Raw genomic sequence first — 19,207 nt, forward strand, 5'->3', positions numbered from 1 at the left:
CGTCTGCAGCCCGTACCGGCCGCCGGTCCGCTCCAGCTCGTGCAGGAGCGAGGTCATCAGCCGGGCGCCGGTCGCGCCGAGCGGGTGGCCGAGGGCGATGGCACCGCCGTTGGGGTTGACCCGGCCGGGGTCGGCGCCGGTCTCCTTCAGCCAGGCCAGCACGACGGGGGCGAACGCCTCGTTGATCTCGACGGCGTCGATGTCGCCGATCGTCATACCCGCCCTGCGCAGGGCGTACGCGGTGGCGGGGATCGGCGCGGAGAGCATCATGACGGGGTCGTCGCCGCGGGCGGAGATGTGGTGGATCCGGGCGCGCGGGGTCAGTCCGTGGGCCTTGACCGCCCGCTCGGAGGCGACGAGAAGCGCGGCCGCGCCGTCGGAGATCTGCGAGGAGAGCGCGGCGGTGAGCCTTCCCCCCTCGACCAGGGTCCTGAGCCCGGCCATCCGCTCCAGGCTGGTGTCACGGCGCGGGCCCTCGTCGGTGCAGACGCCCTCGTAGGGGACGATCTCGGCGGCGAAGCGACCCTCGTCGATCGCGCTGAGCGCCCGCCGGTGGGACTCGTACGCGAACTCCTCCATCTCAAGTCGCGATATATCCCATTTTTCGGCGATCATTTCGGCGCCCCGGAACTGGGACACCTCCTGTCCGCCGTACCGGGCCTGCCAGCCCTTGGAGCCCGCGAACGGGCTGTCGAAGCCGAGCGCCTGCCCGGCGGTCATGGCATAGCCGATCGGGACCCGGCTCATGTTCTGCACGCCACCGGCGACGATCAGGTCGGCGGTGCCCGACAGTACCGCCTGGGCGGCGAAGTGGAGTGCCTGCTGGGAGGAGCCGCACTGGCGGTCGACGGTGACGCCGGGCACCCCCTCGGGCAGCCCGGCGGCCAACCAGCAGGTACGGGCGATGTCGCCGGCCTGCGGGCCGACGGTGTCGACGCACCCGAACACGACGTCGTCCACGGCCTCGGGATCCACTCCGGTGCGCCCGACAAGCTCGCGGATGGCGTGGGCGCCCAGGTCGGCGGGGTGTGCGTCGGCGAGACCGCCGTTCCTGCGGCCCACCGGGGTACGGACCGCGCCGACGATGTATGCCTCGGTCATTGTCTGAATCCCTTCGGTCTTCACCTGGCAACAAGCGTAGCAAGCGCTTGGTTAAAAACAGAAGCCGCGATGAGCTGGCGCGTTTCGGTGAACAAGCGATTGCGCAAGGGTTCATAATGGGGGTGTGAACACGCGAAAGAACTCCGGCGGCGCGACCACGACCCCGGTCAAGCGCCAGGGTGGGACCAAGCGCGCGACCGCATCCGGCCCGGCGTCAGAGCGCCGCGATCATCTCGTCAAACTCGCCGCCGAGCTCTTCGCCCGCAAGGGCTTCCAGGCGACCACCGTCCGGGAGATCGCCGAAGAGGCCGGCATCCTCTCCGGGAGTCTCTACCACCACTTCGACTCCAAGGAGACGATCGTCGACGAGGTGCTGACCACCTTCCTCGACGACCTCGTCGGCCGCTACCGCGCCGCCCTGGAACAGGACGGTGACTCCCGCATGATCCTCTCAGAGATGGTGCGCATCGGGTTCAGCACTCTGGAGCCCCACCGCGCGGCGATCACCGTCATGCAGAACGACTGGAACTACCTGCGCTCACTCCCCGGTGACCGCTTCGACTACCTGGTCAAGGCCGAGGACGAGGTCGAGCGGATGTGGGTCGGGCAGATCAAGCTCGGCCAGGCCGCCGGCCTGTTCCGCGCCGACGTCGATCCCAAGCTCACCTACCGCATGATCCGCGACACCATCTGGGTGGCGGTGCGCTGGTTCCGTCCGGGAGGACGCCTCAACACCGCGGGTCTCGCCGAGCACTACATCACCGTCCTGTTCGACGGCCTGGCGACCGGTGAGCGGAGCAGCCAGCAGGCTTGACACCCGTGAGCGGAACCCCGCGCGGAGAGCGACGCGGCCTGTGAGAATCAAGCCGTCCGCGAAGCGAACGGGAAGTGGTAGGCGAGCGTGGAGATACTGCAGAAGGCCGTGCGCATGGCACTCACCGAGGTGGCCGACCCCGCCAAGGCCCCGGCCATGCGGGCCTACATGAAGTCGGAGATGCCCTTCCTCGGGGTGCAGGCCGCACCTCGCCGCGCGGCGTTGAAGCGGGTGTTCACCGAGTACTACGTGGAGACGGCGCCCGCGTGGCGGGAGGCGACGCTGGCCCTGTGGCACGGGGCCGAGTACCGCGAGGAGCGCTACGCGGCGATCGAGCTGACCGGTTTCCGCCTCTACCGGGGCTTCCAGACGCTCGACGCGCTGCCGATGTACGAGGAGATGATCGTCACCGGAGCCTGGTGGGACTACGTCGACGACCTCGCCGTCCACCGCGTCGGCGGCCTGCTCGCGGCCTTCCCCGACACCATGCGCCCCCTCATGCTGCGCTGGGCCCGCGGCACCGACCTGTGGAAGCGCCGGACGGCCATCCTCTCCCAGAACCGTTTCAAGGCCGCCACCGACACCGGCCTGCTGTACGCCTGCATCGAGCCGAGCCTGTCGGACAACGACTTCTTCGCCCGCAAGGCGATCGGCTGGGCCCTGCGCGAGTACGCCAAGACCAACCCCGACGAGGTCGTCCGCTACGTCGACCACACCGGCATCAGCGGCCTGAGCCGCCGCGAGGCCCTGAAGAACCTCCCGGCGCGGCGTTCCGGGTGATCGCGCTCCGAATCCCCCTCCAGGACCTCCACTGTCGCGGATAGCCGACGATGTCTCTCGGTATTCGAGAGCGTCAACGACGCCGACCGGGAATGTCGAGGCGGAGTGCCCCGGCGGGGCGGGGCCGCCGGGGCTTGGCGAGGTCAGCTGATCTTGAAGGAGTCGCCGTAGACCTTCCAGGACAGCGGGGTGTTGAGATCGAGGTTGCCCTTGTTGAGGAAGACCCGCTGGGCGGTGTCGACGCGGCTGGTGTCCTCGTGAGCCTCCTCGGCCTTCATGGCGGCCTTGCGGGCGTCGAGGAAGGCGTGCAGGTACTTCGTCTCGTCGCCGCCCTGCGCGGGGGGCTTCGCCTTCTTCAGGGCGTTCTTGCGGATCGCGCTGAAGCTCTGCGGGCCGCCGCCGTCGCCGTGCATGACGATGGCGTCGTAGTAGGCGAACTGGCCGAGGGCGCGCAGGCCGTCCTTCTTTGCCTGGCTGACCGCGGGGTTGAAGTAGACCCGGTCACGCTCGTCGTGCTGGGCCTGCTGGAAGGCCGTGTCCTTGGCGGCGGTCTTCCAGTCCTTGGTGTAGTTCGGGTCGAGGCCCTTGTGGGAGGCGGTGCCGTCGACCTTGCGCAGGGCGGGGAGATACTTGGCGAGCACGTTCCCCGGCTTGCGCCGGGCGTAGAGCTCGACGAGGTCGAGCATGTCGCCGGTTCCGGAGCAGAAGCCGATGATCCCGGCGGTGTAGCCGCGGCCGTCGCCGATGTCCTCGATGTACTTGTACTGCGCCTTCCAGTCCAGCGAGGAGTTCTCGGCGCTGGACACCAGCTGCATGGCGATGTCCTTCTTGCGCGGGTCGTTGAGGTCGGCCGCCGCGGAGTCGGCGACCAGCCCGGCGGGCGCGGCGGCGGGCGAGAGCGTGGCCGCGTGCCCGACGCCGGCGGGGGCGATCAGGGCCGGGACCGCGATCGCGGCCGAGGCCAGCAGGAGGCGCGGGGTGCGGCGGCCGGGGCGGGAGTTCGATGAGATGGACACGTGTCTCTCCAAGGGGATGGTGGAGGAACGATCTCTCCGATGACGGGACGCGGGCGGGGAGTATCTCGCTCGTTAGGAAACTTTCCTAACGAACCTAACCGCCAACAAGCCCCGCCAGTCAACCCGTTCGCACGAATCGAACCTCAAGGCTGCCTTATGAAAGCCTCAAAAGGCTCAAGCGGCCTACTTGAGCGCGCCCGCGGTGAGGCCCTTCTGGATCTGGCTCTGGAAGAGCGTGTAGACGATCATCATCGGCAGGATGGCCATGCTCAGCGCGGCGAACAGGGCCGACCAGTCGGCGTCGTAGCCGGCCGCCGTGGAGATGTCGGCGATGCCCTGGGTGAGCACCCATTTGTCCCTGTCCGAGGTGAGCAGCACCAGAGGCAGCTGGTACTGGTTCCACTGACCGAGCACGTTGAAGATGGTCACGCTGATGATGCCCGGCTTGGCCATCGGGAGCATGATCCGGAAGAAGACCCGGGCATGCGAGGCCCCGTCCACGAAGGCCGCCTCGGCCACCGCGCCCGGCAGCGTCCTGAAGAACGCGGCGAGGAAGAAGACCGTGAAGGGCAGCGAGTAGGCGATGTAGACCAGCACCAGCCCGCCGTGCGTGTTCAGGCCGATGAACCGGCCGATCACCGGAACCGTCCCCATGTTCTGCACGACGAAGAACAGCGGGGTCAGCGCCAGGTAGACCGGGAAGGCCAGGCCGGAGACGAACAGCAGATAGATCGCCCGGTTGCCGCGAAAGCGGTAGCGGGCCAGCACGTACGCGGCCATCGAGCCGAACAGCATCGTGCCGAAGGTGCCGAAGGCCACCACCACGATGCTGTTGATCATGTACTGGCCGATGTGCGCCTGCTCCCAGGCACGAGCCCAGTTGTCGAAGCGGAGGGAGGCCGGCAGCGACCAGGCGTCGCCGAAGATCTCGTCCTCGCTCTTCACCGAGGCGAGGAAGGTCCACACGATCGGCACGACGACCAGGACCGTCCAGACCAGCAGTGCGACGTGCGTCAGGGCCGACAGGGGGCCGAGCCGCCTCCTGCGCTCCTCGCGGGCCCAGGCCCGGCTCCGGGGAATCACGGCGTCCGCCACTAGAACTCGATCCGTTCACGTCGCGACAGGCGCAGGGCCAGTGTCGCGAACCCGATGGTGAAGAAGAACAGCACCACGCCCATCGCGGAGGCGTAGCCGAACTTGAAGTACTGGAAGGCGGTGCGGTAGATCTCCGCCGCCATCACGGTCGTGGAGTGGTCGGGCCCGCCGTGTTCCGCCGTCATCACCCACACGATGGCGAAGACGTCCAGCGCGGCGATGCCGAGGTAGACCCAGCCGACCTGGATCGTGTCCCAGAGCAGCGGCAGCGTGACCCGCAGGAACAGCTGCACCCTTCCCGCGCCGTCGATCGCCGCCGCCTCGAACAGGTCGCGAGGGATGGAGGAGATGCCGGCGGAGAAGAGCACGACGTAGAAGCCGACGGCCTGCCAGACCAGCACGGCGAGAATCGACCAGAACGCGACCCTGGTGTCCGACAGGAAGCCGATCGGCTCGAACCCCAGGGCGATGAGCGGCGCGTTGAGCATCCCGCTGCGGTCGGGCCTGAAGACCTGCTGGAACAGTACGGCGACCACGGCGACGGCCAGCACCTGGGGGAAGAAGAACACCACCCGGTAGAACTTCGACCCCCAGATGCCCCCGGTGCCGCCCCGCCCGCCCGCGTTGAGCAGGAAGGCGAAGAAGAGCGCGATCCCCAGGGTCAGGATCGGCATCAGGACCAGCAGGATGAGGTTGTGACTGACGGCCTTCCAGAACACGTTGTCGGCCAGGAGTCGCTGGAAGTTCTCCAGGCCCACCAGCCGCGGGCTCGCGTTCACCCCGCGCCAGTCGGTGAACGCGATGTAGAAGGCCTGCGCGTAGGGCGCGATCACGTAGATCACGTAGAGGGCCACCGGGATCACCAGGAATCCCACGACGAACCGTGTCCTGCCGTGGTTCATGAGCGACTCGCCGTCCGGTGATCGGCCCGTCGCCGGGCGGGCCGGTGAACCGTGGACCTCAACGCGATCTCCTGCCTAGGGGTGGTGTCGGCACTGGCGTCCCCCGTTACCGAACGGGGGCGGACGTCAACGGTTGAACTTCTTCACCGAGGTGTCCTTCTTGATCGCGTCGGCCTTCCGCTGCGCGCGGTCCGCCCACGCGTCGACGGTCAGCTTGCCGGCCATGAGCTGCCCGGTCGCGGCGGCCACCTCGTCGTGCATCTCGACGTACCACTTGCGGAACAGGAACCAGACGACGTTGTCGCCGGCCGCGTTCAGCGCGGCCGAGGCGCTCTTGAGACCGGGCTTGAGCGTCTTGCCCTCCCCCGCGCCCTTGACGACGGTGAGCGTGGAGACCAGTTCCATGAACTTGCCCGCGCCCTCCTTGGAGAGCATGGCGCGCATGTACTCCAGACCCGCGTTGGGGTTGGCCGACTTCGCCGAGACGACGTACTCCTCGCCGGGCCGGGCGTGCAGGGTGCCGTACGGCAGCGCGTCCGAGGAGCCGAAGTCGGGCAGCGTGAACATCGCGTAGCCGAAGTCGGCCGGGGTGGAGTCCTTCTGCTCGTTCTCCAGCCAGGAGCCGCAGGGCAACATGGCGACCTGGCCCTTGCTGTGCGCCGTCTGGGTCTGCACGTGGTCGAGCCCCGCGGTGCCCTGGAGCAGGTACTTCGACCCGACCTCGGCGAAGGCCGCCGCGGCCTGCCTGACCGGCTCGGCCTTCCAGGCGCCGTCCTCGAGGTTGTCGATGTTCTTCAGCACGTCCTTGCCGCCGATCTTCGCGGCGAGCGTGAGGATGGTCTCGTAGATGTAGAAGGGGTGCTTGCCTGCGTAGGTGAAGGGCGCGATCTTGCCCGCCTTCTTGATGGTCTCGCACAGGGCCAGGAAGTCGGCCCAGGTCTTGGGGACCTGCCAGCCCTCGGCCTCGAAGAGCTTCTGCGAGTACCAGATGCCCCAGACGGTGTTGGCGTAGTTGAGGACGTAGGGCTTGCCGTCGTAGCTGCCCAGCTCGATCGCGTTCGGGTCGATCGTGTCGCGCACCTTGACCGCGGGGTCGTCCCAGCTGGGCGCGTCGTACAGCGGCGTGAGGTCGGCGAGCTGACCGTCCTGGACCAGGGCACCGAAGTCCATCGCGTTGGCGCCGGAGTTGTTGATGAACTCCGGCGGGTTCCCACCGGCGAAGCGCGGCTGGAGGGTCTTGGCGATCTCCTTGGTCGCGTTGTGCTTGATCTCCAGCTTGGGGTGCCTGGCCTGGAGCAGCTTCTCGTGGACGTCCTTGGCGTAGGCGTCGCCGAAACCGCCGTCGAAGATCCAGATCTCCAGGGGCCTGTCCTCGGCGAAGCCGAGCGGATTGGCCGCGCTGGTGGCCCCGGCGGCGGGTGCCGAGGGCGCGGCGCCGCCGTTGCCCGCGGGGGTGGCGCACGCGGACAGGGCGGGCAGGGCGAGGCCGGCCAGGGCCGCGCTGCGCAGGAGCTCGCGCCTGGATAGCTGGGTCATGCTTCCTCCTGGGGGTGGCCTGGAAGTGACAGGCAGTGGTCAGGCACCTCGCCGGATCCTTCCGGCGTAGCGATTCTCGAGAACACGGTTGTGCTCGTCTCCGCCGGTCACATTGGCGGAGCGGTAGATCGGCGGAGTGTGGCCCGCCTCGATCAGCGTGCGCACCACCTCGGCCACGACCATCTGGGCCAGCAGCGCCGAGGTGATCGTGGAGACCGCCCCGAACGTGCCGCCGTCCGGGAGCGGGAGTACCGCGTCGCCGTACGGGGCGCGGTTGTCGAGCACCACGTCGGCGAGGTCGAGCAGCTTGCGGCCCGAGGGGTGGCGTGAGGTCATCGCGGTGCTGTGCCGTACGGAGGTCAGGGCGATCAGGCCGTGCCCCTGCTCCTTGACGATCGAGGCCAGCTCGACCACCGAGCCGTTCACCCCGGAGCTGGAGATCAGCACGAACACGTCCTGCGGCCGGACGGGCGCCAGGTCGTAGATCCGCCGGGCGACCGACGGATCGCGCTCCAGCTCGCCGGGGGCTCCGAGGAGGGTGCCGACCGGGGCGTCCCCGTACAGGACGACGTCACGCAGGGCCAGACGGTTGCTGGGCACCAGGCCGCCCGCGCGCCCGGCGATCTCCATGGCGATCGCCTCGGAGTGCCCGGAGCCGAAGGCCTGGATCACGCCGCCGTCGAGCAGGGAGGTCACCGTCAACGCGGCCGCGTCCCGTACCGCGGCCTCCTGGGTCCGGGAGACCTCGTCCACCAGGGCCTTCACCTCATGGACGTACTCGACGGCCCCGATATTGATGTCCACACTCAGTTCCTCTCCACGCGGTGGCTCTCGAGGGCCCGGATCGTCAGCTCGAACGCCTCGTTGGTCTGCTCGTAGGTGCGCTGCGCGACCGCGACGTAGACGGTGTCGAGGACGAAGAGCTGGGAGTGGACCGCGGCCAGGCCACCCAGCCGGAAGGTGGTCTCGCGGCTGGCGGTGGTCAGTACCAGCTCCGACAACTCCGCCAGCGGGGAACGGGCGAAGGAGGTGACCGCGACGGTCAGCGCGCCCCGGTCTCCGGCCTCGCCGAGGGATTCCAGCACCTCGCGGGTGCGGCCCTGGTGGGAGATGCCGATGGCGACGTCGCCCTCGCCGAGCAGCGCCGCGTCGGCGAGCGCCTCGTGCGCGTCGGCGTGGCTCCAGCAGGGGACCCGGATGCGGCGCAACCGCCCGCCCATCATCCCGGCCACCGCCCCGCTGGTGGAGACCCCGAAGATGAGGACGCGGCGGGCCGCGACGATGGCCTCGGCGACCTTGGCGACGGTGCCCGCGTCGAGTTGGGCCGCGGTCTCCTGGATGAGCCGCGAGTCGGCGGCGGCCATCACGCCGATCGCCGCGTCGAGCGGGTCGGTGGGGCCGATCTCGTGGCCCACCCCCATGTCCCAGTTGGCCTGCGCCGCGCGGCCGGTCTCGGTGGCCAGCGCGACCCGTAGCCCGGCGTATCCCGCGAAACCGAACACCCTGCAGAAACGGGTGACCGTGGCGGGCGAGCTGCCGCTCCGCTCGGCCAGCGTGATGATCGTGGATCGCGCCGCCTCCGCGGGGTCGGCCAGGATCGCCTCACCCACCCGGCGCAGCGCCTCCGGCAGCGCGGGCGTCTCGGTCTGGATGCGTCCGAGCGCACCTGCGGCCACAAGCATTCCTTTCATCAAAAATCATATGGGTGAAAATTATTCTCAACTCGGGGCCGCGTCAAGACCATCGGGGGCATGGTGGAGGGTGTGACGCCGGTGGCCCCGGAGTCCGCGGGAAAAGTTCCGACAACCTACGCCGCCCGTCGGGCGTCGTTCATGGCAGAGGTTCCAGAAAAGGAGCCGCCCGACGGAGGCGAACCCACGATGACTCGACGTCCGGCCGACACGCCGCCCCAGGTTTCCAGTGCGCACGTCCACGACGAGCTGGCCGCCCGGCGCGCCCGGCGCGCCCGGGACCAGAGACTGCGCAACGACCCGCACCTCCGGCTGCTCGAACGCGAGCACGGAGTCCGCTTCACGGTCGAGGAGCTCCAGGCCGTGGACCGGCAGGCCCAGGAGACGGGGGCGCCACGCCACGAGGAGCCGACGCTGGACGAGGAGACGCGCTCCCTGCAGCTGCTCGTCTGGCGCCGCCTGGGCCCGAGGGGGTTCCAGGGGTTCATGCGGGATCTGGAGGAGATGGAGGCCGAGCTCGCCGGCTCTCGGGAGGACGACTGGGACGAGTCCAGCTGAGCCCGTCCGGCCCCGCGCCCGCCGCGCCCCGCCGAGTGGCCGACCCGGCGTGGCCGGCACTCGCCCACCCCCCGCGCGCGTCGCGGCCTCAGCCGGGGCGGACCAGCAGGGCCGCGCTGCCGTAGCTGCCGCCGAATCCGGTCACCAGCGCGGTCTCGCGACCCGCTCTGAGTTCCCTTACGGCCTGGGCCACGTTGTTCAGCCCGTGCACGTACCCCTCCGACAGCAGGCCGCCGTGCGGATTGACCCCGGCGTGGCGGCGGGCGAGGAGGAACTCGCCCAGCTCGGCCCGGCCGGCCAGGCCGAAGTCCTCCAGCTGCCTGGGCACCAGCCAGGAGTAGGCGTCGTAGAGCAGGGCGACGTCCACGTCCCGGGGCCGCATGCCCGACGTCTCCCACAGGGGAGCCGCGACATGGGCGGAGAAGATCGCGGTGACGTCGGGCGAACGGTCCATGGACGAGCAGCCCGGCCCCCCTCCCCTGACCACGGCGTGGATCCGGGGAGCCTCCGGGGCGAGCCGCGCGTCGCGGATCACCAGCGCGCAGGCGCCGTCCGTCTCCTGACAGCAGTCGACGGTCCGCAGCGGTGCGCAGACGTACGGCCTGGCCAGGTACTCCTCCAGCGAGAGCGGATCGCGCCGCAGGGCGCGCGGGTTGGCCGCGGCGTTGTCGCGTGACTGGGCGACGACCGCGTGCAGATGCTCCTCTCCCAGACCGGTCTCGTGCAGGTAGCGCTGTGCCGCCAGGGCGAACATCGGGATCGGTCCCGCCATCCCGTACGGGACCGTGAAGCGCTCCTGCGGACCGGTGGAGACGGTGTTCATGCGCCTGCCCGAGCGGCCGTTCAGCGCCCGGTAGACCAGCACGCTGCCCGCGACGCCGCAGGCGATGAGCATCGCCGCGTCGCCGAGGATGGACGCCGTCTGGGTACCGCCGCCGGAGATGTCGTTGTGCCAGCCCAGCCTTTCGATGCCCAGTGCCCTCGCGACACCGACCACGGGGGCCGAGTCGTTCATGTGGTAGCTGAGGACCGCGTCGACCTGCCCGGCCTCCAGGCCGGCGTCGGCCAGCGCGGCGCGGGACGCCTCGACGGCGAGTTCCAGCTCGGTCCTGCCCGAGGCCCGTGTCAGGGCCGTCATCCCGAGGCCCGCGACGGCCGCCCTACCTCGCATCCGGCTCCTGACAGATCGGGTCGCCCGCCGAGACGGGGCGCGATCCGTCCCGGCGGACGACGTCCGTGGACCGCCGGGACGTCGTGGACGCGGGCGGATCTCGGCCATCGCCCGTCACGGTAACGCGGCCACCTGTCTTAGGCAAGCGCTTGCTCGGTTAAGTGGGCGGCGGATTGGCCGGGGGCTCCGGACCGGCCGCCCTCGACCTCCGCCCACCGTTCCGCGGCACGCCGTTTCCTCCGCGATGGACGTCTACATCGTTCCAATCGTCCCGTAAAAGGGCAGCTCACAGGGGTAGAGAATGGCATGTGCGGTTTTCGGGGCGGCCGCTGCCTGCCCGGATGAGGCTGGGTAACACTCTGTTCACATACGGGCAACAGTTGCGAAATCGCGACTTGCAAATCTTTGGTGGCAGCAGACACCTCCACCCTCAAGGACTCCGCCGATGACCTTCAAGGCCGAATACATCTGGATCGACGGTACCGAGCCGACCGCCAAGCTCCGCTCAAAGACCAAGGTCATGGCGGACGGTGCCGAACTCCCGATCTGGGGCTTCGACGGGTCCAGCACCAACCAGGCCGACGGTTCCTCCTCCGACCGCGTGCTCAAGCCGGTGTTCACCTGCCCGGACCCGATCCGCGGCGGCAGCAACGTGCTGGTGCTGTGCGAGGTGCTCAACCCCGACATGACCCCGCACTCCAGCAACGCCCGTGCGGCCCTCGTCGAGGTCGCGGAGAAGTACGCCGACCAGGAGTCGTGGTTCGGCATCGAGCAGGAGTACACCTTCTTCAAGGAGGGCCGTCCGCTCGGCTTCCCGCTCGGCGGCTTCCCCGCCCCGCAGGGGGGTTACTACTGCGGCGTCGGCGCCGACGAGGTCTTCGGCCGCGAGATCGTCGAGAGGCACCTCGACTACTGCATCGAGGCGGGCCTGGCCATCTCCGGCATCAACGCCGAGGTCATGCCCGGGCAGTGGGAGTTCCAGATCGGCCCGGCCGGTCCTCTGGAGGTCTCCGACCACATGTGGATCGCCCGCTGGCTGCTCTACCGCACCGCCGAGGACTTCAACATCGCCGCCACCCTGGACGCCAAGCCGGTGAAGGGTGACTGGAACGGCGCGGGCGCGCACACCAACTTCTCCACCAAGGCGATGCGCGAGGGCTACGACCCGATCGTCACCGCCTGCGAGGCCCTCGCGGCGAACGCCCTGGAGCACGTCAAGTACTACGGCGCCGGCATCGAGGACCGTCTCACCGGCCTCCACGAGACCGCTCCCTGGAACGAGTTCAGCTACGGCGTCTCCGACCGCGGCGCCTCGGTCCGCATCCCGTGGCAGGTCGAGGTGGAGAAGAAGGGCTACATCGAGGACCGGCGTCCGAACGCCAACGTCGACCCCTACCTGGTGACCCGCCTCATCGTGAACACCTGCTGCTCCGCTCTGGAGAAGGCCGAACAGGTCTGATCCCGACCGAAGAACGCGAAGGCCGCGAACGTCCTGCCGGGGGCGTCCGCGGCCTTCCGCTTTCCCGGTGGGGACCGCACAGCGACCGGTACCGGCCGGACCGAAATAGCGCAGCCCAAATAAAAGCAAAATGTCGGCATACCGCCCGTCGGGCCGTTCCGCGCCCCCGCCCCCGGCGGGAGCGGCTTCTCGCCCCGCCCGGCCGAGATAGGCGGGCGCCAAGCCCGTGACCGTTTCGAACACAGGAACCACAAACGGGCAGGCGATTCATCTGCCGGGTAAACCCGGCAGGCCCCCTCTCGCCAAACGATGGCCTCCAACCCGGGTGCGTGACGAAAATCCCACGAAACAGCTGCTTTAGGACAGCGCTAAAGGGGTAGCTTGCGCCGTACCATAACTGCGATGCAGGACGTAGTGGAGCAATTACAGCGTTTGGGGATGTCGGGCTACGAGGCCAAGGCATACGTCACCCTGGTCGGTGCCGGCCAGCCCCTCAACGGCTACGAGGTCGCCAAGCGCTCAGGCGTGCCACGCAGCATGGTCTACGCGACCCTGGGCAAGCTGGTGGCCAAGAGCGCGGCCTACGAGTTGCGTGGCGCCGACGACGCCGTCGACTACCTGCCGCTGCCACCGCGCTCCCTGCTGGAACGCATGCGCCGGGAGTTCGACGACTCGATCGAGTCGCTGGAGGTCTCGCTGCCCGTGATCGTGGCGTCCCCCAGGGCACACCTGATCCACAGCCTCAAGGACGCGGAGGCACTGCTCGCGCGGGCCGAGGACGTGGTGGCCGAGGCGCACACCGACCTGTTCCTGTCGATCTGGCCCGAGGAGATGGAGCGGCTCTCCCCACTGGTCGGGCGGGCCGTCGAGCGCGGGGTCGAGACCTCGGTGCTGCACTTCGGACCGGCGCGGAAGCCGGTCGGGAACCTCTACGAGCACCGCTTCCCCACCCCGTGCGCGACCACGGAGGCCCAAGAGGGGCAGGGCCTGGACCATCGGCTGCTGGTCGTCGTGGGCGACCGGCGGGAGGCCCTGGTCGGCGGCTTCGCCGGCGGCACCGCGTGGGGCGTCTACACCGAGGACCCGGCCGTCGTCGCGATGGCCGTCCAGTACGTCAGGCAGGACATCGCCCTGCAGATCATCGCCGACCGGATCGGCCACGAGAGCATGGGCGAACTCTGTGCCCGTGACCCCGAGCTCAGGCGCTTCCTCACCGACCACGGTTGCGCGACCGCCCTGCTACGCGCCGCCGGGATACCCGGCCACGGTCCCGATCCGGCCCCCACGACCGCGCCCGATGGACGATTGCTTTAACACGAATGTGGCATCCTTCGGAGAGGTTGTCCCCATCTCGAGGGTCTCTATCTGTGGGGGAAGACAGCGCATGGATAAACCGGTCATCATGACGGTCGACGACGATCCAGGTGTATCACGCTCCGTCGCGCGCGACCTGCGGCGCCGCTATGGCCATTCCTACCGGATCGTCCGGGCCGACACCGCTGTCCAGGGCATCGAGAGCGTCCGCGAACTTCGGCTCCGCGGCGACGACGTCGCGGCGATTCTCGCCGACTACCGAATGCCCCAGATGAACGGCGTGGAGTTCCTGGAACAGGCCATGGACCTGTATCCGTACGCCCGCCGCGTACTGCTGACCGCCTACGCCGACACCGAGGCCGCGATCCAGGCGATCAACGTGGTCGACCTCGACCACTACCTGCTCAAACCGTGGGACCCGCCGGAGGAGAAGTTCTACCCGGTGCTGGACGCCCAGCTCGACGCCTGGCAGCGCACCGACCGGCGCGAGTCCGACGAGCTGCGGGTGGTGGGCGCGCGCTGGTCGGCTCCCTCGTACGAGGTCAGGGACTTCCTGTCGCGCAACCAGGTGCCCTACCGCTGGATGCTGGACGACTCCCCCGAGGGCGCCGAGCTGCTCGCGGCGGCCGGGGAGAAGGGCGGTACGGGTCCGGCCAGGGTGCCGCTGGTCGTCACCGGCGACGGTGCGAAACTCACCGCGCCGAACCTGTCCGAGCTGGCCCATGCCGTCGGGCTGTCCACCGCCCCGGCCACCGACTTCTACGACCTGATCGTGATCGGGGGCGGCCCCGGCGGGCTGGGCGCCGCGGTCTACGGCGCCTCCGAGGGACTGCGCACGGTGATGGTCGAGCAGCACGCCTCGGGCGGGCAGGCGGGCCAGAGCTCCAGGATCGAGAACTACCTGGGCTTTCCCGACGGCGTCTCCGGCGCGCAACTCGCCGACCGGGCCAGGCGCCAGGCCCTGAAATTCGGCGCCGAGCTGCTCACCGCCCGCACGGTCACCAGCCTTGAGGTCAAGGGCCAGGCCCGGGTGGTCGGCTTCGCCGACGGCGGCACGATCGCGGCGCACACCGTCATCCTGGCCACCGGCGTCTCCTACCGGCGGCTGAACGCCCCCGGCCTCGACGAGTTCATCGGCTCCGGCTGCTACTACGGCGCGGCCATGACCGAGGCGCCCGAGTGCAGCAACCGCGAGGTCTACATCGTCGGCGCCGCCAACTCGGCGGGGCAGGGCGCGGTCTACCTGTCCGGGTACGCCAGCAGGGTCTACCTGGTCGTCAGGGGTGACGGGCTGGAGCGGACCATGTCGCACTACCTGATCGAGCAGATCTCGCAGATCCCGAACATCGAGGTGCTCACCGAGACCGAGGTGGTCGGCGCCGAGGGCGAGGGGCACCTGGAGCGGATCACGCTGAAGGGCCCGGACGGCGAGCGCACGGTCGGGGCCGAGTGGCTGTTCGTCTTCATCGGCGCCGAGCCGTTCACCGACTGGCTCGGCGAGACCGTCGAACGCGACGCCAGGGGCTTCGTCCTGACCGGTCCCGACCTGACCGCCGACGAGAACAGGCCGCGCAACTGGCCGCTCCGGCGGGATCCGTACCACCTGGAGACGAACGTTCCCGGGGTGTTCGCCGCCGGCGACGTCCGGGCCGACTCGATCAAGCGGGTCGCCTCCGCGGTCGGCGAGGGCGCGATGGCCGTGGCCCTCGTCCACCGCTACCTGGAGAAGACGTGACCAGGTCCCTCTCCGTGCTCGGCAAGGAGGTCACATGATCGACACGGACGTGCTCCGCGGGCTGTTCCTCTTCGAGCGGCTCGACGAGGACAAGCTCCGCTGGCTCGCCGAACACGGGACCGAGGAGGAGTACGAGGCGGGCGAGCCGATCATCAAGCAGGGTGATCCGGCCGACTGCTTCGCCGTGCTCATCGACGGCGAGGTGGTGATGATCACCGAGACCCCCGCCGGACCGGTCACGATGACCCCGACCTCGCAGCCCGGCGTCTACGGCGGCGCGGTCCTGGCCTACCTGGGCGACCGCGCCCCGGCCACCTACGCCCACTCGCTGCGCGCCACCAAGCCGACCCGCATGTTCATGCTCCCGGCCAGGAAGTACGGCATGATCATGGCCGAGTGGTTCCCGATGGCGGTGCACCTGCTCGACGGGGCCCGCCTGGGCGGGATGGCACAGCGGGAGCTCATCGACCGGCGGCAGCGGCTGACCGCGCTCGGCACGATCACCGCCGGGCTCACCCACGAGCTCAACAACCCGGCCGCGGCGGCGGTACGGGCCGTGGACGACCTGCGGGTGAAGGTACGGAGCTCGCGCAGGCGGCTGGCCGCGCTGGCGGAGGAGGGCATCGAGCCCGAGCGGCTGCGCGAGCTGGTCGACCTGCAGGAGGCGTGCGCCGACAGCGCCTCGAAGGCGCCGCCCCGCTCGCCGCTGGAGACCTCCGACGCCGAGGACGAGCTGTCCGATGCCCTGGAGGAGGCCGGGGTCTCGGACGCCTGGGAGATCGCGCCGGCGCTGGTGGCGGCCGGGTTCGAGGTCGGCAAGCTCGACGCCGTCCGCGAGGCGATCGGCGACCGGCACCTGGACGCGGCGATGCACTGGCTGTCGGAGGCCACCGAGATCTCCCAGATGCTGAACGAGGTGACGGACGCGACCGAGCGGATCTCCTCGCTGATCGCCTCCGCCAAGCAGTACTCCCAGATGGACCGGGCGCCGTACCAGACGGTGGACGTGCGGGAACTGCTCGACAGCACCCTCACCATGTTCCGCGGCAAGATCCCGCCGGGGATCACCATCGCCACCGACTACGACCCCGGGCTGCCGCCCATCCCCGCCTACGCGGGAGAACTCAACCAGGTGTGGACCAACCTGATCCACAACGCGCTGGACGCGATGGCCGGCAGCGGCGTCCTGACCGTCCGCACCCGCCTCGAACACGACACGATCGCGCTGATCGAGATCTGCGACACCGGCCCCGGCGTCCCCGAGGCCCTGCGCGAGCGGATCTTCGAGCCGTTCTTCACCACGAAGTCGGTGGGCGAGGGCACCGGGCTCGGCCTGGACATCTCCTTCCGCATCGTCGCCGGCCGCCACGGTGGCGACCTGCGCGTGGAGTCGAAGCCCGGCGACACCCGCTTCCAGGTACGCCTCCCCGTCACCGAGGCGTCCAGCCCGGCCTGACCCCGTGCCGTCCGGAGCGGGCGCTTTGGACGGCACGGGCTCAGCAGGCCCCGAGACGTTCAGGAGCCGTGGACGCCGCCCGCGATGTCCATCAGGCGGGCGAGGACCTTGCCGCCGGAGACCCGGACGCCGTCGTGCTCCCACTCGTTGGTCACCCAGGTCCGCACGTTGCCCACCGCGCGCGCGGTGCGCATGGACAGGCCCTCGTCGACGTACATGTCGTCGTAGTAGACGGCGGCGACCACCGGGACCCGGTTGGCGGCCAGCCGGGCCGGGTCGTAGAGGGCCGGCCAGCCGGAGACGGTGGCGAGGATCTCGGCGGCGCCCCTGAAGGGGCGGAGCGCGGCGATCTCGTCGAACATCCAGGGGTAGATCATCTCCCCGGTGGGGAGCGTCGGTCCCGCGTCCTCGCGGAACTCCTCGGGCAGCAACCGGTGCGCGGCCCAGTCCGTGGCGGCGCCCTGGGCGTAGATCGACTCGTGCAGGACCGCGTAGAGCGGGTTGCCGACGAAACCGGTGGCCATCATGACCTCGTACAGGAAGAGGTCGGAGAGCCTGTCACCGGTCCAGGCCTCCTCCAGCAACCAGTGCAGGTATTCGGCGCCGTCGCTCATCCCCAGGCACATGCCGAGGGTCTGCAGGCGGCGTACGGTCAGCACGTCACCGTCGGGGAGCGAGACCTCGTGCAGGCGCAGGTGGGCGGCTATCGCGTCCAGGCGGCCCGAGTCCTGCGGGTAACGGGCGAAGTGGCGGCGCACCTTGTCCAGGACCCGCGGGTAGGTGCGGGAGTAGACGTCGTCGGCGGTGGCGTCGAGCCCGGCCAGGCCACCGGTCACGTAGCAGGTCGCCAGGCCCTCGGGGGCCAGCGAGAGGTAGGTCAGCGTGATGAAGCCGCCGTAGCTCTGGCCGAGGGTCTCCCACGGCCGGTCACCGGCGAGCTCGCGCCGGATCAGCTCGGCGTCGGCCACGATCGAGTCGGCCCGGAAGTGCCCGAGGCGGGCGGCGAGCTCGGCGTCCGTGCCGCGCACCGTCTTCGCGGTGACGGGAGTGCTGCGACCGGTCCCCCGCTGGTCGAGCAGGAGGACGCGATGGGTTTGCAGCGCCTGCCCCAGCCATCCCTCCGCGGCGGTCGGGCGCGGCGACTTGCCGCCGGGACCTCCCTGCAGGAAGAGCAGCCACGGCAGGTCCTCCCGCTGCCTGGCCGGGTCGACCGCCTCCCGGGCGAAGACCTCGATCGTCTCGCCGCCGGGGTCGGCGTGGTCGAGGGGAACGGTGAACACGTGGTCGGTGAGCGCCACACCGGGCAGAAGGACAGTCACCCCGGAAAACTACCCGACCCCACGACCGCCATTTCCTGACGGGCGCGGCACTTCCCCGGAGGCGGAGAACTGGTACGCTTCCCAAGCGAGCGCTTGGTTTCGTGCGGCCCGCCGCAACCGAGACCGCGGAACGGGACAGACGGAGACGACCGCCAGGGGACAAGCCGATGAAGTTCTCGACCTTCCACCTCTTCCACCGGTTCGACGGCCAGAGCTTCAAGGATGTCTACGACTACCATCTCGAACTGGTCGAGCTGGCCGAGGAGCTGGGTTTCCACGGCGTGCGGCTGGCCGAGCACCACTTCCGCGACTACGGAGTGGTCCCGAACCTGTTCACCATGCTGGCCGCCATGGCCGCGCGCACCGAGCGGCTCCGGCTGGGCACCGGCATCGTGGTACTGCCGCTGCACAACCCGATCCACGTCGCCGAGGAGGCGGCCATGGTGGACGTGCTCTCCGGCGGGCGGCTGGAGCTGGGCATCGGGCGTGGCTACCAGAGCTTCGAGTTCGAGGGCTTCGGCATCGACCTGGCCGAGGCCCGTGACCGGTTCAACGAGGCGCTGGAGGTCATCCTCGGCCTCTGGGGCAGCCCCACCTTCCGGCACGAGGGCAAGTTCTACCGGACCGGCACCGAGGTCGAACTCGTCCCCCGGCCACTGCAGACCCCGTTCCCGCCGATCCATGTGGCCGCCGTGTCCCCGGAGACCGTGACCATGTACGCCGAGCGCGGCCTGCCCATCCTGGCCGACCCGGCGGCGCCGTTCCGCAAGGTGGTCAAGGCGGCGGAGACCTGGCGGACGACCGCGGAACTGGCCGGGCACGACGTGACCGGGCACGAACTGGTGGTCGCGCGCAGCGTCTACGTCGCCGCCACGGCGGAGGCGGCCCGCGAGGACCAGGCCAGGTTCGAGGCGGGGTTCGACCGGAGCCGGATCTTCAACGAGAAGAGCGCCCCGATCGACCCCAGGACCGGCAAGGCCGCACAGGGCTTCGAGTACTACCAGGACCGCTACCTCAAGGGCGGCTCGGTCTCCAACGACTTCCGCTGGGAGCAGCTGGAGGTCATCGGCGACCCCGAGCGGGTGATCGGCCAGATCCGGCTGCTGCGGGACGCCGGATTCGCCAACCTGCTCTGCGACTTCGGCAGCACCAGGCCGATGCCGCTGGCGGAGATGAGGAAGGTCATGCGGTTCTTCGCCGCCGAGGTCATGCCGGCTTTCGAATGATCCGTCCCCGTACGGCTCGCACCGGCCGAGGCGG

At 69.7% G+C, this 19,207-nt stretch carries 17 protein-coding genes; 8 read left to right on the top strand and 9 right to left on the bottom strand.

The window, feature by feature from the left end:
- Nucleotides 1–1,101, bottom strand: a 1,101-nt coding sequence (locus tag ACWD3H_RS03675; RefSeq protein WP_451953905.1) for an acetyl-CoA C-acetyltransferase, incomplete at its 3' end; no start/stop codon positions are given.
- 124 nt (nt 1,102–1,225) lie between these two features.
- Here ACWD3H_RS03675 and ACWD3H_RS03680 point away from each other — a divergent pair.
- Nucleotides 1,226–1,915 carry a TetR/AcrR family transcriptional regulator gene (locus ACWD3H_RS03680; RefSeq protein ID WP_451953906.1) on the top strand — a complete coding sequence of 230 codons (690 nt, stop codon included), beginning with the start codon at nt 1,226–1,228 and terminating at the stop codon, nt 1,913–1,915.
- Nucleotides 1,916–2,002: 87 nt separating this feature from the next.
- Entirely contained in the window at nt 2,003–2,695 is a 693-nt protein-coding gene (locus ACWD3H_RS03685; protein ID WP_451953907.1) for a DNA alkylation repair protein, read from the top strand.
- 143 nt (nt 2,696–2,838) lie between these two features.
- On the opposite strand, the gene ACWD3H_RS03690 is transcribed toward ACWD3H_RS03685, so the two are convergent.
- The 6 genes from ACWD3H_RS03690 to ACWD3H_RS03715 form a co-directional block, all read right to left on the bottom strand.
- Nucleotides 2,839–3,711 (bottom strand): chitosanase, encoded by an 873-nt coding sequence (locus ACWD3H_RS03690; protein ID WP_451953908.1) that lies wholly within the window; start codon nt 3,709–3,711, stop codon nt 2,839–2,841.
- Between the two features lie 183 nt (nt 3,712–3,894).
- Nucleotides 3,895–4,806 carry a carbohydrate ABC transporter permease gene (locus tag ACWD3H_RS03695; protein ID WP_051751340.1) on the bottom strand — a complete coding sequence of 304 codons (912 nt, stop codon included), beginning with the start codon at nt 4,804–4,806 and terminating at the stop codon, nt 3,895–3,897.
- Nucleotides 4,806–5,708 (bottom strand): carbohydrate ABC transporter permease, encoded by a 903-nt coding sequence (locus ACWD3H_RS03700; protein ID WP_451953909.1) that lies wholly within the window; start codon nt 5,706–5,708, stop codon nt 4,806–4,808. Before ACWD3H_RS03700 ends, ACWD3H_RS03695 begins: the two co-directional genes overlap by 1 nt.
- A gap of 126 nt (nt 5,709–5,834) precedes the next feature.
- Nucleotides 5,835–7,244, bottom strand: coding sequence for an N-acetylglucosamine/diacetylchitobiose ABC transporter substrate-binding protein (gene ngcE, locus ACWD3H_RS03705; RefSeq protein WP_451953910.1), 1,410 nt, complete (start codon nt 7,242–7,244; stop codon nt 5,835–5,837).
- A 39-nt stretch (nt 7,245–7,283) separates the two neighbouring features.
- The gene (locus tag ACWD3H_RS03710) at nt 7,284–8,048 is read right to left on the bottom strand and encodes an SIS domain-containing protein (RefSeq protein ID WP_355554874.1); all 765 of its coding nucleotides are present in this window, start codon (nt 8,046–8,048) and stop codon (nt 7,284–7,286) included.
- 2 nt (nt 8,049–8,050) lie between these two features.
- Nucleotides 8,051–8,935, bottom strand: a complete 885-nt coding sequence (locus ACWD3H_RS03715; protein ID WP_343980466.1) for a MurR/RpiR family transcriptional regulator — start codon at nt 8,933–8,935, stop codon at nt 8,051–8,053.
- A 189-nt stretch (nt 8,936–9,124) separates the two neighbouring features.
- Between ACWD3H_RS03715 and ACWD3H_RS03720 the strand changes: the two genes are divergently transcribed.
- Nucleotides 9,125–9,493 (top strand): hypothetical protein, encoded by a 369-nt coding sequence (locus ACWD3H_RS03720; RefSeq protein ID WP_451953911.1) that lies wholly within the window; start codon nt 9,125–9,127, stop codon nt 9,491–9,493.
- A gap of 88 nt (nt 9,494–9,581) precedes the next feature.
- Here ACWD3H_RS03720 and ACWD3H_RS03725 read toward each other — a convergent pair whose 3' ends face one another.
- Entirely contained in the window at nt 9,582–10,664 is a 1,083-nt protein-coding gene (locus tag ACWD3H_RS03725; RefSeq protein WP_451953912.1) for a thiolase C-terminal domain-containing protein, read from the bottom strand.
- 445 nt (nt 10,665–11,109) lie between these two features.
- Between ACWD3H_RS03725 and glnII the strand changes: the two genes are divergently transcribed.
- From glnII to ACWD3H_RS03745, 4 genes are all read left to right on the top strand, one after another.
- The gene (gene glnII, locus ACWD3H_RS03730) at nt 11,110–12,123 is read left to right on the top strand and encodes a glutamine synthetase (RefSeq protein ID WP_451953913.1); all 1,014 of its coding nucleotides are present in this window, start codon (nt 11,110–11,112) and stop codon (nt 12,121–12,123) included.
- A 402-nt stretch (nt 12,124–12,525) separates the two neighbouring features.
- The gene (locus ACWD3H_RS03735) at nt 12,526–13,437 is read left to right on the top strand and encodes a TrmB family transcriptional regulator (protein WP_355554881.1); all 912 of its coding nucleotides are present in this window, start codon (nt 12,526–12,528) and stop codon (nt 13,435–13,437) included.
- 70 nt (nt 13,438–13,507) lie between these two features.
- Nucleotides 13,508–15,172, top strand: coding sequence for an FAD-dependent oxidoreductase (locus ACWD3H_RS03740; RefSeq protein ID WP_355554883.1), 1,665 nt, complete (start codon nt 13,508–13,510; stop codon nt 15,170–15,172).
- A 34-nt stretch (nt 15,173–15,206) separates the two neighbouring features.
- Complete coding sequence (locus ACWD3H_RS03745; protein ID WP_355554885.1) at nt 15,207–16,628, top strand: ATP-binding protein; 1,422 nt, start codon at nt 15,207–15,209, stop codon at nt 16,626–16,628.
- Nucleotides 16,629–16,687: 59 nt separating this feature from the next.
- Here ACWD3H_RS03745 and ACWD3H_RS03750 read toward each other — a convergent pair whose 3' ends face one another.
- Nucleotides 16,688–17,947, bottom strand: coding sequence for an alpha/beta fold hydrolase (locus ACWD3H_RS03750; RefSeq protein WP_355554887.1), 1,260 nt, complete (start codon nt 17,945–17,947; stop codon nt 16,688–16,690).
- A 167-nt stretch (nt 17,948–18,114) separates the two neighbouring features.
- Between ACWD3H_RS03750 and ACWD3H_RS03755 the strand changes: the two genes are divergently transcribed.
- The gene (locus ACWD3H_RS03755) at nt 18,115–19,173 is read left to right on the top strand and encodes an LLM class flavin-dependent oxidoreductase (protein ID WP_355554889.1); all 1,059 of its coding nucleotides are present in this window, start codon (nt 18,115–18,117) and stop codon (nt 19,171–19,173) included.
- Nucleotides 19,174–19,207: the final 34 nt, after the last annotated feature.

The sequence above is a fragment of the Streptosporangium sp. NPDC002607 genome (assembly GCF_053592655.1).

What these genes read in the sequence shown, in the direction of transcription:
- ACWD3H_RS03700 (WP_451953909.1), bottom strand. Translation starts at nt 5,708, where the DNA reads ATGAACCACGGCAGGACACGGTTCGTCGTGGGATTCCTGGTGATCCCG.
- ngcE (WP_451953910.1), bottom strand. Translation starts at nt 7,244, where the DNA reads ATGACCCAGCTATCCAGGCGCGAGCTCCTGCGCAGCGCGGCCCTGGCC.
- ACWD3H_RS03715 (WP_343980466.1), bottom strand. Translation starts at nt 8,935, where the DNA reads ATGAAAGGAATGCTTGTGGCCGCAGGTGCGCTCGGACGCATCCAGACC.
- ACWD3H_RS03720 (WP_451953911.1), top strand. Translation starts at nt 9,125, where the DNA reads ATGACTCGACGTCCGGCCGACACGCCGCCCCAGGTTTCCAGTGCGCAC.
- ACWD3H_RS03725 (WP_451953912.1), bottom strand. Translation starts at nt 10,664, where the DNA reads ATGCGAGGTAGGGCGGCCGTCGCGGGCCTCGGGATGACGGCCCTGACA.
- glnII (WP_451953913.1), top strand. Translation starts at nt 11,110, where the DNA reads ATGACCTTCAAGGCCGAATACATCTGGATCGACGGTACCGAGCCGACC.
- ACWD3H_RS03735 (WP_355554881.1), top strand. Translation starts at nt 12,526, where the DNA reads ATGCAGGACGTAGTGGAGCAATTACAGCGTTTGGGGATGTCGGGCTAC.
- ACWD3H_RS03740 (WP_355554883.1), top strand. Translation starts at nt 13,508, where the DNA reads ATGGATAAACCGGTCATCATGACGGTCGACGACGATCCAGGTGTATCA.
- ACWD3H_RS03745 (WP_355554885.1), top strand. Translation starts at nt 15,207, where the DNA reads ATGATCGACACGGACGTGCTCCGCGGGCTGTTCCTCTTCGAGCGGCTC.
- ACWD3H_RS03755 (WP_355554889.1), top strand. Translation starts at nt 18,115, where the DNA reads ATGAAGTTCTCGACCTTCCACCTCTTCCACCGGTTCGACGGCCAGAGC.